At 71.3% G+C, this 16,042-nt stretch carries 16 protein-coding genes; 7 read left to right on the plus strand and 9 right to left on the minus strand.

From position 1 onward, the window contains the following. Positions 1 to 6: 6 nt before the first annotated feature. The 3 genes from BLW76_RS34700 to rimO are packed head-to-tail and all read right to left on the minus strand — an operon-like array spanning position 7 to position 2,545. A complete protein-coding gene (locus BLW76_RS34700) occupies positions 7 to 468 on the minus strand; it encodes a CinA family protein (protein WP_091315529.1) in 462 nt (153 codons plus the stop codon). A 2-nt stretch (positions 469 to 470) separates the two neighbouring features. After that, positions 471 to 1,112 (minus strand): CDP-diacylglycerol--glycerol-3-phosphate 3-phosphatidyltransferase, encoded by a 642-nt coding sequence (pgsA, locus tag BLW76_RS34705; protein WP_091315531.1) that lies wholly within the window; start codon positions 1,110 to 1,112, stop codon positions 471 to 473. Further along, a complete protein-coding gene (gene rimO / locus BLW76_RS34710) occupies positions 1,109 to 2,545 on the minus strand; it encodes a 30S ribosomal protein S12 methylthiotransferase RimO (RefSeq protein ID WP_091315534.1) in 1,437 nt (478 codons plus the stop codon). The genes pgsA and rimO overlap by 4 nt, the downstream gene beginning before the upstream one ends. Positions 2,546 to 2,702: 157 nt before the next feature. Between rimO and BLW76_RS34715 the strand changes: the two genes are divergently transcribed. From BLW76_RS34715 to BLW76_RS34725, 3 genes are all read left to right on the plus strand, one after another. Beyond that, positions 2,703 to 3,212: an amino-acid N-acetyltransferase gene (locus tag BLW76_RS34715; RefSeq protein ID WP_091320233.1), complete on the plus strand. Its 510-nt coding sequence runs from the start codon at positions 2,703 to 2,705 to the stop codon at positions 3,210 to 3,212. 130 nt (positions 3,213 to 3,342) lie between these two features. Further along, positions 3,343 to 3,777, plus strand: a complete 435-nt coding sequence (locus BLW76_RS34720; RefSeq protein ID WP_091315537.1) for a phospholipase — start codon at positions 3,343 to 3,345, stop codon at positions 3,775 to 3,777. 37 nt (positions 3,778 to 3,814) lie between these two features. Beyond that, positions 3,815 to 4,426, plus strand: coding sequence for a nitroreductase family protein (locus BLW76_RS34725; RefSeq protein ID WP_091320235.1), 612 nt, complete (start codon positions 3,815 to 3,817; stop codon positions 4,424 to 4,426). Here BLW76_RS34725 and BLW76_RS34730 read toward each other — a convergent pair. The 4 genes from BLW76_RS34730 to BLW76_RS34745 all read right to left on the minus strand — a co-directional run bounded on the left by BLW76_RS34730 (position 4,419) and on the right by BLW76_RS34745 (position 9,253). Further along, a complete protein-coding gene (locus tag BLW76_RS34730; protein ID WP_244170456.1) occupies positions 4,419 to 4,853 on the minus strand; it encodes a hypothetical protein in 435 nt (144 codons plus the stop codon). The genes BLW76_RS34725 and BLW76_RS34730 overlap by 8 nt on opposite strands. A 41-nt stretch (positions 4,854 to 4,894) precedes the next feature. After that, positions 4,895 to 5,401: an RloB family protein gene (locus tag BLW76_RS34735; protein ID WP_091315540.1), complete on the minus strand. Its 507-nt coding sequence runs from the start codon at positions 5,399 to 5,401 to the stop codon at positions 4,895 to 4,897. 65 nt (positions 5,402 to 5,466) lie between these two features. Then, positions 5,467 to 6,678, minus strand: coding sequence for an AAA family ATPase (locus tag BLW76_RS34740; RefSeq protein ID WP_091315543.1), 1,212 nt, complete (start codon positions 6,676 to 6,678; stop codon positions 5,467 to 5,469). A gap of 88 nt (positions 6,679 to 6,766) precedes the next feature. Continuing rightward, the gene (locus tag BLW76_RS34745; protein WP_091315545.1) at positions 6,767 to 9,253 is read right to left on the minus strand and encodes a DNA translocase FtsK; all 2,487 of its coding nucleotides are present in this window, start codon (positions 9,251 to 9,253) and stop codon (positions 6,767 to 6,769) included. Between the two features lie 155 nt (positions 9,254 to 9,408). Between BLW76_RS34745 and BLW76_RS34750 the strand changes: the two genes are divergently transcribed. Together BLW76_RS34750 and wrbA are read left to right on the plus strand one after the other, a co-directional pair. Then, a complete protein-coding gene (locus tag BLW76_RS34750; protein WP_091315547.1) occupies positions 9,409 to 10,224 on the plus strand; it encodes a lysophospholipid acyltransferase family protein in 816 nt (271 codons plus the stop codon). A gap of 34 nt (positions 10,225 to 10,258) precedes the next feature. Continuing rightward, positions 10,259 to 10,873, plus strand: coding sequence for an NAD(P)H:quinone oxidoreductase (gene wrbA, locus BLW76_RS34755; RefSeq protein ID WP_091315550.1), 615 nt, complete (start codon positions 10,259 to 10,261; stop codon positions 10,871 to 10,873). 38 nt (positions 10,874 to 10,911) lie between these two features. Here wrbA and BLW76_RS34760 read toward each other — a convergent pair whose 3' ends face one another. Continuing rightward, complete coding sequence (locus tag BLW76_RS34760) at positions 10,912 to 11,472, minus strand: hypothetical protein (RefSeq protein ID WP_244170457.1); 561 nt, start codon at positions 11,470 to 11,472, stop codon at positions 10,912 to 10,914. 205 nt (positions 11,473 to 11,677) lie between these two features. Between BLW76_RS34760 and BLW76_RS34765 the strand changes: the two genes are divergently transcribed. After that, positions 11,678 to 12,625: an EamA family transporter gene (locus BLW76_RS34765; protein WP_091315555.1), complete on the plus strand. Its 948-nt coding sequence runs from the start codon at positions 11,678 to 11,680 to the stop codon at positions 12,623 to 12,625. Between the two features lie 77 nt (positions 12,626 to 12,702). Next, positions 12,703 to 14,079 (plus strand): amino acid permease, encoded by a 1,377-nt coding sequence (locus tag BLW76_RS34770; RefSeq protein WP_091315557.1) that lies wholly within the window; start codon positions 12,703 to 12,705, stop codon positions 14,077 to 14,079. Between the two features lie 89 nt (positions 14,080 to 14,168). Here the strand turns inward: BLW76_RS34770 and BLW76_RS34775 are convergent, their stop codons facing one another. Then, positions 14,169 to 15,812 carry a VWA domain-containing protein gene (locus BLW76_RS34775; RefSeq protein ID WP_208613453.1) on the minus strand — a complete coding sequence of 548 codons (1,644 nt, stop codon included), beginning with the start codon at positions 15,810 to 15,812 and terminating at the stop codon, positions 14,169 to 14,171. Positions 15,813 to 16,042: the final 230 nt, after the last annotated feature.

Raw genomic sequence — 16,042 nt, forward strand, 5'->3', positions numbered from 1 at the left:
CGTGTTTCACGCCAAATGTTCCCCGAGCAGGGCAAACGCGGCCAAGACCGACTCGGTCCTGATCAAGTCACGATCGCCTTCCAAGGCCAGCGTACGGACTGTACGTGTTCCCGGCCCGATGAGCCCGACGTGCACGGTCCCCGGTGGGACGCCGTCCTGCGCCGACGGCCCGGCCACCCCGGTGAGCCCGAGGCCCCAGGTGGCCCCGCACCGGACGCGGGCGCCCTCGGCCAGCTGGGCCGCCACCTCGGGGTGGACGGCGCCGTGCTCGGCCAGCAGCTCCGCGGAGACGCCGGCCAGTGCGGCCTTCAGCTCGGTGGCGTAGACGACCAGTCCCCCGCGCAGCACCGCGCTCGCCCCGGGCACGCGCGCGAGGGTGGCGCAGACCAGCCCGGCGGTCAGCGACTCGGCCGCCGCGACCGTCTCGCCCCGCGCGGTCAGGGTCGCGACCAGGGCCTTCTCGTCCACCCTCAGCTCCCGGTGACCCGGCGCCCGGCCGCCCGCAGCCGCACCGCGCGCACCAGGTAGTCGACGCCGGTCACGACGGTCAGCACCAGGGCCAGCCCCATCAGCGCCCACCGCACCGGGTCCGCTTCCACCGGCAGCGGCAGCAGGTACGCCACGATCGCGGCGATCTGCGCCATCGTCTTGGCCTTGCCGCCCCGGCTGGCGGGGATCACGCCGTGCCGGATCACCCAGAACCGCAGCAGTGTGACGCCGATCTCCCGGACCGCGATGACGATCGTGACCCACCAGCCGAGCTCGCCCAGCACGCTCAGCCCGACGAGTGCGGCGCCGGTGAGCGCCTTGTCCGCGATCGGGTCGGCGATCTTGCCGAAGTCGGTGATCAGGCCGTACTTGCGGGCCACCCAGCCGTCCAGCTGGTCGGTGGCCGAGGCGATGGCGAACAGCCCGGTCGCGAGCGCGCGCCAGGTCGTGTCGTGGCCGTCGCCGACGAACAGCGCGACGACGAACAGCGGCACCAGGACCAGCCGCGACAGCGTCAGGAGGTTCGCGAGGTTGAGCGTCGGGACCGGGGTCGGCTCGGGGACCTGGGCGTGGGCTTCGTGGGTGAGGCCCTCGTCGGCGGCGTCGCTGGGAAGCGCACTCACCGGTCGGCGTCCGGTACCGCGCGGACGATCAGGTCCACGCCCGCCGAGTCGACGACCTCGCAGCGCAGGAAGTCACCGACCTGCACCTTTTCCGGCGCGTCGAGGATGACGCACTCGCCGTCGACCTCCGGCGCCTGGTGCGCGGCGCGGCCGGTGAGCTCGCCGTCGTCGTCCAGCTCCACCAGGACGTCGACGAACGTGCCGATCCGGTCCTCGGCGCGCTGCGCGGTCAGCTCCTCGACCAGCGCCGAGATCCGGGTGACGCGCTCGGCGACCACCTCGGGGTCGAGCTTGCCGTCGAAGGTCTCGGCCTCGGTGCCGTCCTCGTCGGAGTAGCCGAAGACGCCCACGGCGTCGAGGCGCGCGCCGGTCAGGAACCGCTCGAGCTCGCTCAGGTCGTGCTCGGTCTCGCCGGGGAACCCGACGATCACGTTGGTCCGGATCCCGGCCTCGGGCGCGTACTCGCGGATCTGCTCGCACAGGGCCAGGAACGAGTCGGTCGAGCCGAACCGGCGCATCCGGCGCAGCACCTGCTCGCTGGAGTGCTGGAACGACAGGTCGAAGTACTCGGCGACGCCCGGCGTGGTCGCGATGGCCTTGACCAGCTGCGGGCGCGTCTCGGCCGGCTGCAGGTAGGAGACGCGGACGCGCTCGATGCCGTCGATCTCGGCCAGCCGCGGCAGCAGCCGCTCCAGCGCGGTGGCGCCGTCGCGGCCGAAGTCCTTGCCGTAGGACGTCGAGTTCTCGCTGACCAGGAACAGCTCCTTGACGCCGTGCTCGGCCAGCCACATCGCCTCGGCGACGACCTCGTCCGGCTGCCGCGAGACGAACGAGCCGCGGAACGACGGGATGGCGCAGAACGAGCAGCGCCGGTCGCAGCCGGAGGCGATCTTCAGCGCGGCCACGGGCGAGTCGTCGAGGCGCGTGCGCAGCACCCGCGGGCCCCAGCCGTGCTGCGCGTGCCCCGGGACCTCGACGGTCTCCGCGGCGGCGGGCCGCTCGACCGGGCTGATCGGCAGCAGCTTGCGGCGGTCGCCCGGCGTGTGCGAGGCGATCTTGCGGCCGGCGACGACGTCGTCGAGCCGGGCCGAGAGGTCGGCGTAGTGGTCGAAGCCCAGCACCGCGTCGGCTTCCGGGAGGCTGTCGGCGAGCTCGTGCCCGTAGCGCTCGGCCATGCAGCCGACGGCGACGACCTTCTTGCCCGTGTCGGACGCGGCGAGCAGCGTGTCGACGGAGTCCTTTTTGGCCGATTCGACGAAGCCGCAGGTGTTGACCACCACGACGTCGGACTCTTCGGGATCGGCCGCCAGCTCCCAGCCGCCGGCCGCGAGCCGGCCCGCCAGCTCCTCCGAGTCGACCTCGTTGCGGGCGCAGCCCAGGGTCAGCAGGGAGACGCGTCGGGTGGCGGCTGGGTCCGTGGCAGGGGAAGGCACAACGCTCAGGGTAGCCGCCGGTCCCGGGCGACCCGACGACGGCGTAGCCCGGGCTGTGACAACCGGGGCTTCGCCCCGGGCCGGGGCTTCGCCACCCGGACCCCCGAAAGCGGTCGTGTCGCTACGCGCACCGGACGATGTGGCAGGGTGGACGATCGTGCCGTCCGACTCGCTTCCCCCGACCGTCCGCCGCGCCCGGATCGCCGACGTCCGCAAGATCAAGGCCCTGGTCGACTCGGACGCCGGCCGCGTCCTGCTGGAGAAGGACCTGGTCACGCTGTACGAGGACGTCCAGGAGTTCTGGGTCGCCGAAGCCGGTGACGAGGTGGTCGGCGCGGCCGCGCTGCACGTGCTCTGGGAGGACATCGCCGAGCTGCGCACGGTCGTGGTCGACAAGGCCGTCCGCGGCCAGGGTGTCGGCCGGGTGCTGGTCGCCCGGCTGGTCGACGAGGCGCGTGAGCTGGGTCTCAAACGGCTGTTCGTGCTGACCTTCGAGACGAGCTTCTTCGCCGGGCACGGGTTCGTCGAGATCGACGGCACCCCGGTGTCGCACGAGGTCTACGAGGAGATGCGGCGCTCGCACGACACCGGCGTCGCGGAGTTCCTCGACCTGCCGTACGTCAAGCCGAACACCCTGGGCAACTCCCGCATGCTGCTCGAGCTCTGACGCAACCCCTAAGCAGGCCGGATTCAGGGGTGAAAAGCGCCCCACAACCTCCTTTCGGGCGGTGACGCGCGCCACGGCGCTGCCCGAAGCTGATCAGGCACTTGTCCCCCGATCGGCAAGGAAGTCATCGATGCGCACGACACTGCGGAACCTGGGGGCCACCGTCACGGTGGCCGTTTCCGTCGGCGCGGGAGCCCTGCTGGGCACCGGCACCGCGGCCGCCGTCGACATCCCGGCGGTCACCGACCAGTACCTCTTCTCGACGTCCCTGTCCGGGTTCGAAACGATCCGGAACCAGGCGCCCTACTCCGGCCAGCTGGACTGGTCGTCGGACGGCTGTTCCTGGTCGCCGGACACCCCGTTCGGCTTCCAGTTCCTGCCCGGCTGCCACCGGCACGACTTCGGCTACCGCAACTACAAGAAGCAGGGCCGGTTCAGCGACGCGAACCGGCTGAAGATCGACGACAACCTGTACAAGGACCTGAAGAGCGTCTGCGGGTCCAACATCGCCTGCAAGGGCGCGGCCTGGACGTACTACCAGGCGGTCCGGAAGTTCGGCGGCTGAGTCGGCAGACCGCGCGGGCGGCACCACAATGGTGATCATGGAGATCGATCACCTGCTCAGCACCACCCGCGCGGTCCGCCGCAAGCTCGACCTCGACCGGCCGGTCGAGCCCGAAGTCCTCGAGGAGTGCCTCGACCTGGCGCTGCAGGCGCCGACGCCCGGCAACGTCCAGGCGTGGCGCTGGCTCGTGGTGCGCGACCAGGACGTGAAGGACCGGCTTTCCGTGCTCTTCCGCGCGGTCGGCGAGGCCTACCTGGCGGAGCGGGCGAGCGCGGCGCCGTCGCGGATGCTGGCGTCCGGGCGGCACCTCCTCGAGGTGATCGACCGGGTCCCGGTGTTCGTGATCCCGGTCCTGGCCGGCCGCCCGGCCGGGGACAACGCGGTCGACGCGGCCTTCTACGGCGGCATCTTCCCGGCGGTGTGGAACTTCCAGCTGGCCCTGCGCTCGCGCGGGCTGGGTTCGACGCTGACGACGTACCACCTGGCGCGGGAGGCGGAAGCCGCGGCGATCCTCGGCATCCCGGAGGGGCACACCCAGGCCGGGCTGCTGCCGGTGGCGTACACGACGGTGCCGGACTTCAAGCCGGCCGCGCGCAGCCCGCTGGCCGAAGTGGCCTACCTCGACCACTGGGGCACGCCGCTCAGCTGATCCGGACGGTGGCCTCCCCGCCGTCCTCGCTGACGGAGACGAGCTCGACCCGGCTGGCGGCGAACGACGTCGCCCGCGGGCCGGTGCGCGGGCCGCTGTGCAGCTCGGCCGTCGTGCTCTCGCCGCGGCCGGGCTCCTTCAGCAGGAAAGCGAGGGTGGCCTCCCCCTGCCAGAAGCACTGCATCCCGGCCCGGCACCGCGAGTCGGCGACCACCCGCAGGTAGCGCACGGTCAGGTCCTTCCCCTGCACGGCGGCCTCCTGCCCGAGCCGCAGGGTGACATCGTGCCCGGCGGGGGCGCTGACGGTGCCCGGGCCCGGCCCCGCCCCCGGCCCGGCGGCGGGCAGCCCGGCGGCGACCGAGCTCCCGGCGCCCACCGTGACGACGGCGAAGGCGAACAGTCCGGCTACGAATCGCGGTAGGTCCACGCGGTCAGGACGGAAGGGACCGTGGCCGGGGTTGCACCGGGTCAAAGAACCTTCTGCACCAGAGCCCAGACTCCGGTCGCGGGATTGTGCTCGTGTTCGGTGGTCAACGTGTGGCCGGGCTTCAGGGCCCGTTCGACGGCCGCGTCGACGCCGCTCGCGTAGTCCGCGAAGTCCAACGCCGACTTGTCGTATCCGGGCACGTGCTTGCGAAGCCGCTTGGCCACGTCCGAGTAGCAGGTCAGCGGCGCGGTGCAGGCCTCGAAGTGAAGCAGGAGCCAGTATTCGAAGCACGGGTTCGAGATCGCCAGGTTGACCCGCGCCCGTCGAGCCGTGACGACCGCTTTCGCCAGGTCGAACTCATCCACGTCGACGACGCACCAGACCTCGTCGTAGCTGTCCGCGGCGGCGTCCCGCAGGCGGGCCGCGTGCCGCACGACCGTGTCGGGATCGGCGGGTTTCGCCTTCACCTTGATCGTCACGGCCGGGTTCCGCCTCGCCTGTTTGAGACCTTGCAGGTAAGCAGGCTCGGTCGCTTCCGCGCCGCACACGACGAGGAGGCACGATCTCGGTTCCCGGAACGCACTTCGCCGGCGACCGGTGTTCTCCCGTCGCGTCATTCGCGGCCGACCGCCGCCACGAAGTCACCCAGCACGGGCACGGCACCGTAGCTGCCGCTGAGATAACGCCGCTCCGTGTTCTGGTCCTTCCGCGGCTTGAAGTCGGTGAGCGGGTACAGCCGGCTCGCTCCTTCCGAGTCCTTCTCCACGAACCAGATCTGGTCTCGCTCCAGCACCTGGTCGCCGAGCATTGTGCCCAGCAGACTCGTGTCGTGCGTCGTGAAGATCAGCTGGGCTTCGTTCGGGTTGGTCTCGCGGTTCTGGAAGATTCCCACGAGCTGAGCCGTCAAGAGCGGATGCAGGCTCGCGTCGATCTCGTCGACGACCAGTACCTTTCCGTAGTCGACCGCGTCCAGCACCTGCGGCAGCAGTGCCAGCCAGTTCAGCGTGCCCGACGATTCGTCTCCGAGAGGGAAAGCTTCACGTCCGGTTCCGTGCAGAAGCTTGAGTTTCTGTTCCCGTCGGAGTGGTGTCTCGCCGGGGCGGTCGGCCGTCAGCTCCCGGCCGTCCTCGACGACCAGGTCGACGACGCCGACGTCGGCAGCCCCGAGCAGGGAAACCAGCCGGGATACCTGCTCCGGCCTCCGCGACAGGTACCGCCCGACACGGTCGCCGACGAACGAAGGAGAAGTTTGCCCGCGGAGTCTCCGCACGGTCAACCCGCGGGCGAACCACTGGTACACAGGCATCAACGGACCGATCGAAAGGTTGTCGCAGGCACTGAGCAGGAGCCGATCCGGCCTGATGAGCTCCTCCAGCACCTCGAACTTCGCCTTGGAGTCCACCACCGTGCCGCCGACCTTGAACTCGGCGTCTGACCGCTCGAAAAGGATGCGCTTGCGCTTCGCCGGATAGGCGTACAGCCATTCATCGACCACAGCGCGCTCGGTCAGCGTGAAACCGTAGGTGTAGGGAACGTCATCCACGACGATTTCCACCACGAACACCGACTGTTCCTGGATCGGCCCGGCACCCAGCTTGTACGGGCAGACCTCGAACGCCGCCGCGGGGGACATCGACCGCCCGAGAACCAGCATCTGCATGAAGGCGAGGCCGTCCAGCAGATTCGACTTGCCGGAGGCGTTGGCCCCGTAGATGGCAGCCACCGGTACCACCGGCCGCTCGTCACCGGGCAGTGCGGGCATGAGGAGCAGCTCCTGCTCGTCCCGGAACGAGCGGTGATTGCCCAGCCGGAAGCTGCGCAGCACCCTGACCACCTCCCTGGCGACGCTTCGAGCCGTTCCGTACCAGTAAACCGCACAGAACGGCTCGAAGCACCAACCAGGGGTCTGCCTGCTATTCGTCCTCGTCGCCCGCGTCGGCGTCCACCGGGCCGCCGCCGCGGATCATGAACAGGACCGACTCCAGTTCCTCCGGCTTGATCAGCACGTCGCGGGCCTTCGAGCCCTCCGACGGGCCCACCACGCCCCGGCTCTCCAGCAGGTCCATCAGCCGGCCCGCCTTGGCGAACCCGACCCGCAGCTTCCGCTGCAGCATCGACGTCGAGCCGAACTGGGACGTCACGATCAGCTCCGCCGCCTGCAGCAGGACGTCGAGGTCGTCGCCGATGTCCGGGTCGATCTCCTTCTTCTCGCCCGCCTTGGCCGCCGTCACGCCGTCCTGGTACTCCGGCTGCGCCTGCTCCTTCGCGTAGTTGACGACCGCCGCGATCTCTTCGTCGCCGACGAACGCGCCCTGGATGCGGACCGGCTTGCCCGCACCCATCGGCAGGTACAGCGCGTCGCCCATGCCGATCAGCTTCTCGGCGCCCGGCTGGTCCAGGATGACCCGGGAGTCGGTCAGCGACGACGTCGCGAACGCCAGCCGCGAGGGCACGTTGGTCTTGATCAGGCCGGTCACGACGTCGACCGACGGCCGCTGCGTCGCCAGGACCAGGTGGATGCCCGCCGCGCGGGCCTTCTGGGTGATGCGGACGATCGCGTCCTCGACGTCGCGGGGGGCGGTCATCATCAGGTCGGCGAGCTCGTCGACGATCGCCATGATGTACGGGTACGGCCGGTACTCGCGCTCCGAGCCCGGCGGCGCGGTGATCTCGCCCGAGCGCACCTTCTTGTTGTAGTCGTCGATGTGCCGGACCTTGTTGACCTGCATGTCCTGGTAGCGCTGCTCCATCTCCTCCACCAGCCAGGCCAGCGCGGCGGCCGCCTTCTTCGGCTGGGTGATGATGGGCGTGATCAGGTGCGGGATGCCCTCGTACGGCGTCAGCTCGACCATCTTCGGGTCGATCAGGATCATCCGGCACTCGTCCGGCGTCGAGCGCGCGAGCAGCGACACCAGCATCGAGTTGACGAAGCTCGACTTACCGGACCCGGTCGAACCCGCGACCAGCAGGTGCGGCATCTTCGTCAGGTTCGCGGTGACGAAGTGGCCCTCGATGTCCTTGCCGAGGCCGATCACCATCGGGTGGTTGTCCTTGACCGTCGACGGCGCGCGCAGGACGTCGCCCAGGCGGACCATCTCGCGGTCGGAGTTGGGCACCTCGATGCCGACCGCGGACTTGCCGGGGATCGGCGCCAGCAGCCGGACGTTGTCGGTCGCCACCGCGTAGGCGATGTTCTTGGTCAGCGCGGTGATCTTCTCGACCTTCACGCCCGGGCCGAGCTCGACCTCGTAGCGGGTGACCGTCGGGCCGCGGGTGAAGCCGGTGACCTGCGCGTCGACGTTGAACTGCTCCAGCACGCCGGTGATCGCCTCGATCATGGCGTCGTTGGCCTTGCTGCGGGACTTCGGCGCGTCGCCGAGCTTCAGCAGGTCGGGCGGCGGGAGCTGGTAGTCGCCCTCGACCGTCCGGGTGACGGCGAGCGGCGGTTCGACGGCCTTCTTCGGCTTCTTCTCGACGACCTCGGGCGCCGGCTTGGGCTTGGGCGGCTTGATCGGCGTCGGCGCCTCGGCCAGCATCGCGTCGATGTCCAGCTGCTCGGGCGCGGCTTCGCTGGCCTGGCGGCGCCGGGACGGCTTGCGCAGCCGCGCGGCCTTCGGGTCGGCGTCGGTGACCTTCTCCTCGTCGGTCGCGAAGCCCGACCGCTGCGCCTCGGCCTCGGCGATCTCCTCCTCGTCGAGGCCCCAGTTCCGCAACCGGTTCGGGATCTCGCGGACCGGCGTGCCGGTGAACACGAGCACGCCGAAGAACAGCGCGAGGATGAGCAGCGGCACCGCGACCCAGGTGGTGACGCCCATGGTGAGCAGGCCGCCGGAGAAGGCGCCGACGATGCCGCCGGCGTACATCCGGCCGTCGTTGGTCTCCGGCAGCGCGGTGAAGATGTGCAGCATCCCGAGCACCGACAGGACGACCATGATCGTGCCGACGACCATCCGCGGCCGCGTCTCCGGGTGTGGCTCGGACCGCATCAGCGCGACGGCGACGACGACGAGCACCAGCGGGAGCGTGACGGCCCCGGCGCCGAGGACGGTCCGGGTGGCGATCTCCACACCGGTGCCGATCGGCCCGGCCGCCCGCCACCAGACGCCGACGGCCGCGACGATGCCCAGGCCGATCAGGCCCAGCGCGAGGCCGTCGCGGCGGTGTTCCGGCTCGAGCTCGCGGGTGCGGCCGACCGTCCTGGCCAGCGTGCCCAGGCCCTTGGCCAGCAGGTTCCAGGTGCCCCGGACGCCCTTCCCGAAGATCCCCGGCGTCTTGCGGCGAGCGCGGGGCGCGGGCTTGCGAGCGGCCGGACGTGACTTCGCGGGTGTGCGCGGCTTACGCGCCGCCGCCCCCTTCGCGCCGCTTCCCGTGCTTCTCTTCCTCGTCGCCGACCCAGCCATGCCCTCAACGGTAACCGGCCGTCGCCGATCGCCTCGTGCGCCACTCTCGGCCCACGGTGAACTTCTGCCTCACACCGGCGGTTGAGCGGCCATCCGGGTGAACCGATCCGGCCAGTGCGCAAACGGGTGAAATCGGCGTCTGCCATGCTCTGCCCATGGTCGCGCTGAACTCCGACAACACCGCTCGCCGGGCGCCCGCCATCTGGCGGACCATGCTCAACATCGACCGCGGGCTGGTGAACCTCGTCGGACGGCTGACGGTCACCGGCCGGGTGCCCGCGCAGCTGCGGGGCAAGCCGCTGCTGATGGCCGCGAACCACATCGGCGTGTTCGACGCGTTCGTGCTGATGGCGGCGTGCAAGCGGATCGGCATCAACCCGCGGTTCATGCTGGCCGGCGGCATCCTCGACGCGCCCGTCATCGGGCCGGCGCTGCGGGTCAGCGGGCACCTGCGGGTCGACCGCAAGCACGCCGGGACCGCCGTCGGGCAGTTCGCCGAGGCCGTCGAGGCCATGAAGACCACGCGCGAGCCGATCATCGTCTACCCGGAGGGCCGCATCAGCCACGACCCGGGCCTGTGGCCCGAGCGCGGCAAGACGGGCGCGGCGCGGCTGGCGCTCGCGGCGGGCGTGCCGGTGATCCCGATCAGCCAGTGGGGCGCGCACGAGGCCGTGTACTGGGGCACCGAGACGGTCAACGGCCCGGCGGACCTGGTCCCGCTGGCCCGGTCGGGGCTGAGCGCGCCGCTGCGCCGCCCGCGGTTCCGCGTGCACTTCGGCGACCCGGTGGACCTGTCGGAGATCGAGCCGGAGCGGCCGGGCGCCGGGGTGCGCGCGCACGCGAAGATCATGCAGGCGATCACCGACGGTCTCGTGCCGCTGCGCCGCGACGAGCTCGACCGGCCCCGGTTCCACGACCCGACGCGGCCGACCGACACGGTCAGCCCGTGGAAGCCGAAGTCCAGCCTCTGAGACACCTCGGGCGGCACGCCTAGAGTCGGCGGACGTGAGCACACGGATACTCGTCGTCTACTACAGCTCGACCGGGAACACCGCCGCCCTCGCCGAATCCCTCGCCGCCGGTGCGCGGGAGACCGGTGCCGACGTGCGGGTGCGGACCGTGCCGGAGACCGTGCCCGCCGACGCCATCGCGCGGAACCCGCGCTGGCAGGCCTGGGTGGACTCCGGGCCGCACCACGAGCTCGTCACGCTCGGCGACCTCGAATGGGCCGACGGGCTCGCCGCCGGCAGCCCGACCCGGTTCGGCGGGCCGGCCGCCCAGCTGAAGTCCTTTTTGGACAGCACAGGTGGCTTGTGGGCACAGGGAAAGCTGGCCGACAAGGTCGCCACGTCGTTCACGACGGCGTCCACCGCGCACGGCGGCCTCGAGTCGACCCTGCTGGCGATCAACAACATCTTCTACCACTGGGGCGCGATCGTGGTCCCGCTCGGCTACACCGACCCGCACCTGAAGGAGTCCGGCAACCCGTACGGCGGCTCGTTCGTCTCCCGCAAGTCGGCGGCCCCGGACGACGTCGCCCTCGACGCCCTGCGCCTGCAGGGCCGGCGCCTGGCCACCATCACCACGCACGTCGCCACCGGGCTGAAACGCGCCGGGTGACCGGGGGTGCCACCCTGGAGTGGCACCCGGACATCGGTTCAGCGCCTGGCCGCCGCCCGGCGGCGCAGGACCACGGCGCCACCCGCGCCGACGAGCAGGAGCGCGCCACCCGCGACGAGCGCCGGGACGGCGGAGTCGTCGTCGGCCGGCCCACCGCCGGTCTGCGGCGCACCCTGCGGCTTCACCACGACCTGCGGCGCGGGCTTCGGCTTCGGCTTGGTGGGTTTCGGTGCCGGCTTGGTCGGCGTCGACCCGGCGACCCCCGCCGCGTCGTCCCACCCCGGAATCGGGGGTACCCCGACCCTGAAGCGCCGGATGGCGTGGCCATTGCTGCCGTCGAGGCAAACCATGATGGCCTGCCAGTAATCGGGCGCCACATTGGTGAACGTGCGGGTGTACACCTTCCCCTTCTTGGTCATCAAACCCAGTTGCTTCGGCATCTGGCCGCGGTAAATGTCGTAACTCGCTTCGGCCTCGACGCCTTCAGTGGGACACGTACCTGTGACGGTCACGGTGGTTCCCGACACCGTGACCTTCATCGACGTCGGATTGCCCGGCTGCGGCGCGCCGGCCGAAGCCACGGCCGGCAACAACAGCACGCAACCGGCGGCCACACCTGCGGCGGCAGTGGATCTTCGCATTGTTTTCCCTCCGGATCGTTCGCAAGGTTTCAGGGCATTTCGGAAGACGCCCGCCACCGTGCCCGGTTGCGGGCCGAACGTAACGAAACGGGCGGCATCGGCCAGGCCGGATAACCGGGAAAACCACTTCGGCGGTGACGTCGAGATCGCCTACAGTCCGACCGTGACCACCGAACTGCCCGTCGTCGCGCCACCCCGGGTGGCCCACCGCGGCCGCGGCACCTCCTACGTCCTGCTCGCCGCGCTGTTCTTCAGCACCTCCGGCACCCTCGGCAAGGCCACGATGTCGGCCGGCATCACCCCGCAGCAGGTGGCCGCCGCGCGGATCGCGCTGGCCGGGCTCGTGCTGCTCGCCGTCGTCGCCGTGGTGGCGCCGCGGAAGCTGCGGGTGCGCCGGGCGGACCTGCCCGTGCTGGCCGGCTACGGCCTGCTCGGCGTGGCCGGCGTGCAGCTGCTCTACTTCGTCGCCGCGGGCCGGATCCCGGTCGGGATCGCCATCCTGCTGGAGTTCGTCTCGCCCGTGCTCATCGCGCTGTGGGTGCGGTTCGTGCGGCGGCACCGGCTGCCGCGGGCGGTCTGGGGCGGCATCACGCTGGCCATGATCGGCCTCGCGCTCGTCGCCCAGGTCTGGGAGGGCGTCACCCTCGACGGGCTCGGCCTGCTCGCCGGCTTCGGCGCCGCGCTGTGCTCGGCGGCCTACTTCCTGCTCGGCGAACGCGCGGTGGCCGGCGTCGAGCCGCTGGGCCTGGTCACCTGGGGCATGGTGATCGGCGCGGTCGCGATCAGCTTCGTCGCGCCGCCGTGGACGTGGCCGGCCGGGCTGCTCGGCGTCCCGGTCGGATTCGGGACCTGGCACCCGCCGGTGTGGCTGCTGCTGACCCTGCTGGTGCTCGTGGCGACGGTCCTCGCCTACGCCTGCGGCATTTCCGCGCTGCGGCACCTGCCCGCGTCCGTGGCGAGCGTGCTCGGGCTGGTCGAACCGGTGATCACGACGGTCGCGGCGTGGGTGCTGCTCGGCGAGCAGCTCGCCTGGCCGCAGCTGCTGGGGTCGGCGATCCTGCTGGGCGGCGCGTACGTCGTGCAGCGGAACTCGGAGATCCTCACCACCTGAGGTTGCGCAACTTCTGCGTCGGCCGTCGCGCGGGTGGAGAATTTCCGCGATCGACGTCCACCCGGGGAGGAAGCACCTTGGCGACGAAGTCCGGGCTGCGGCCCGAGTTGCGGCAGCGGCACGTCCGGATGATCGCCCTCGGCGGCATCATCGGCGCGAGCCTGTTCATCGGCAGCGGCGCGGTGATCCACACCGTCGGCCCGGCCGCGGTGCTGTCCTACGCCATCGGCGGGCTGCTCGTCGTGCTGGTGATGCGGATGCTCGGCGAGATGGCGACCGCGGCGCCCGCGCTGGGTTCGTTCATGGAGTACGCGCGCGACTCGCTCGGCGGCTGGGCGGGCTTCACCATCGGCTGGCTGTACTGGTACTTCTGGGTCGGCGTGGTCGCGTTCGAGGCGGTCGCGGGCGCGAAGATCCTGCAGGCCTGGATTCCCGACGTGCCGCAGTGGGTGTTCTCGCTGGCCCTGATGCTGCTGCTGACGGCGACGAACCTGGCGTCGGCGCGGTCCTTCGGCGAGACGGAGTTCTGGCTGGCGTCGATCAAGGTCGCCACCATCGTGGTGTTCCTCGTGCTGGGCACGCTGTTCGTGCTCGGGCTCTGGCCGGACGCGCACTTTTCGGTCGGCAACATCGGCCTCGACGGCTTCGTCGCGAACGGGCCGTTTTCGGTGGTGCACGGCGTGGTCATCGTGATCTTCTCGTACTTCGGCGCGGAGATCGTCACGATCGCGGCGGCGGAGTCCGACCAGCCGGAGACGGCGGTCCGCAAGGCGACGTCGACGATCGTCTGGCGGGTCATCGTGTTCTACGTCGGCTCGGTGGCGCTGCTGGTGATGATCACGCCGTGGCGCGACATCCCGAGCGAGACGAGCCCCTTCGCGGCGGCGTTCGGCCGCTTCGGCGTCCCGGCGGCGTCGACGATCGTGTCGGCGGTGGTGCTCACGGCGGCGCTGTCGGTGCTGAATTCGGGGCTGTACACGGCATCCCGCATGCTGTTCGCCCTGCGCCGCCACGGCTGGGCCCCGGCGTGGATCGCGGACACGAACGCGCGCGGCGTCCCCTGGAAGGCGATCCTGGCGTCGACGTCGGTCGGGTACGTGGCGGTGGTGATGAGCTACGTCTCCCCGGACAAGATCTTCTCCTTCATCATCAATTCGGCGGGCGCGGTGGCCCTGTTCGTGTACGCGATCATCTGCGGCTCCCAGCTCCGCATGCGGCGGCGCCTGGAGGCGACGGAGCCGGAGAAGCTGAAGCTGCGGATGTGGGGCTACCCGTGGCTGAGCTGGGTGACGCTGGTCCTGACGCTCGTGGTGGTGGCGTCGATGTTGTTCGTGGACTCCGACGCGCGGGCGCAGCTGTACCTCAGCCTGGTCAGCCTGGCCGTGATCCTGGGCGTCTACGCCCTCATCCGCCGGCGCACCTCCCGTGATTCCTCACGTGTTTCGCGTGATTGAACCCGGAACTCGCGTGATTGAACCCGGATCTCGCGAGTTCCGGCCCCAATCACGTGGGATACGGCCCTGATCACGGCGGATACGGGAACTCAGCCGCCGGCGATCCGGGACAGGGCCCCGAAAAACACGTCCGTGATCTTCGCCGGGTCCGGGGCCACGAAGGTCTGGCCGCCGGTCGCCGACGTCAGCTGGGTCAGCTCCGCCTGGTCCGCGTCCGGGCCGATGCCCACGCCGATCAGCGGGATCGGGCGGCGGGGGTCCTGCAGCTTCGCCAGCTCGGCCAGCACCTCCGGGCGGGAGATGCCGCGCGGGTCCTCGTTGCGGCCGTCCGTCATCACGATCACCAGGTTCAACCGGCCGGGCTCCCACTCGCGGCGGGCCGTGCGGTAGGTGTCCAGGACGCTGTCGTACAGTCCCGTGCCGCCGTCCGCGGTGGCCCGCACCCGGGCCAGCTTGTCCAGGGCGCCCGTCGCCAGGTGCTGGGCGACCGGGGCCATCGGCAGCAGCTCGCGGTAGTCCTTGTCGCCGTCCAGCCGCGTCGAAAACGCCAGCATCCGCAGCTGGGTCGCCGGCTTGAACAGGTGCATCGCCTTCGCCGCCGCCTGCATCGTCACCTGCATGCGGTCCAGGCCGGTGCCGGGGACCTGCGCGTTCATCGAGCCCGACACGTCGATCAGCACCTGCACCCGCGCGCTCAGGTTGATCCCCGCCCACTGGTTGAGCAGCTCGTCGACGGCGGCCGCGGGCGGGAGGTTCGCGGCCCGGATGCCCTGCGGCGACACCCTCGGGTCGTCGGTGTGCTCGCGCAGCGCCTGGCCGCCCGCCGCGCGCAGGCCGGTCTTCGAGATCGCGTCGGCGCCCGCGTCGCCGAGCACCGCGTCGCGCAGCGCGTCGACGATCGGGCGCTGCTGCGGTGTGATCCCGCCCAGCTCCGCGAACGGGTAGTCCAAAGTGGGCACGGCCGTCGAGTAGACGGCGACGAGCGGCGACTTCGCGTCCTCGATGTTGTGGCGCAGCAACGAGTTCTCCGACGCCGGGAACGCCGTCACCGCGGCCGTGCCGCCGCCGTCGCTCGACCCCGGCAGCCGCGCCATCAGGTCCGTCTCGGCGCCGAGCGTGTTGGCCGAGAAACGCCGCAGCGTCGCCACGTACGCGGCCGACGGCTCGGGCGCTGCCTTGACGCTGTCCCGCAAGCCGAGCAGCGCCACCGCGCCGACCGCGTCACGCGCGGGGTCGGGCATCCCCGGGACGACGCCCGGCGCGGCCAGCACCTCGGCCCACGTGGGCGCCCGGTCGGGCCAGCCGATGCCCTTGGCGACGTCCGCGGCGACGGCGAGCACCACCGGCGAGCTCGCCACCGACGCCCCGGTTTCCGGGACATCGTCGGCACCGAGCTGGTGCGCGCGGCGCAGGGCGAGCGTGGAGTCCGGCACCCAGACCTGCGGCCGCGGGCTGCCGTCCGACAGGGCGAGCCGCTCGGCGGCCTGCGTGGCTTCCCGCGTCTGGATTTCGACGCTGCCGCACTGCAGGCCGAGCCCGCGCGCGACGAGCGACAACGCGGGCGCGATGTCCGCCGACGCGGTGACGAGGACCTTGGCGGGCTGCTCGCAGGTGGGCCGGGCACGCACGGTCTTCACGGTCGCCCACGCGGCGGCGCCGGCGACGAGCACGAGGACGGTCGCGAGGGCGGGCACGAGCAGCCGGCGTCGTCTGCCGTCCGAATGACGTCCCATCGGCGCGGCCTCTCTGCGCGAGGCGGGTGGGGATCAAGGTTATCCCGCGGCAAAGCGGCGGCTCGTGGGCCGGACGGCCTAACAGGCGGGCCGACTCATCCCCGGGAGGGACCCGGCTCCGCCCCGGGCGGGATGTCCCCTGCCGCGGACGGCGAAAAACTGGGCCCCGTGAAGCCGACCCGAGGGGAACAGCGCAGGGCGCGCCACGCACTGCTGCGGCAGACCGTCAC

The sequence above is a fragment of the Amycolatopsis tolypomycina genome (assembly GCF_900105945.1).
Lineage (GTDB): Bacteria > Actinomycetota > Actinomycetes > Mycobacteriales > Pseudonocardiaceae > Amycolatopsis > Amycolatopsis tolypomycina.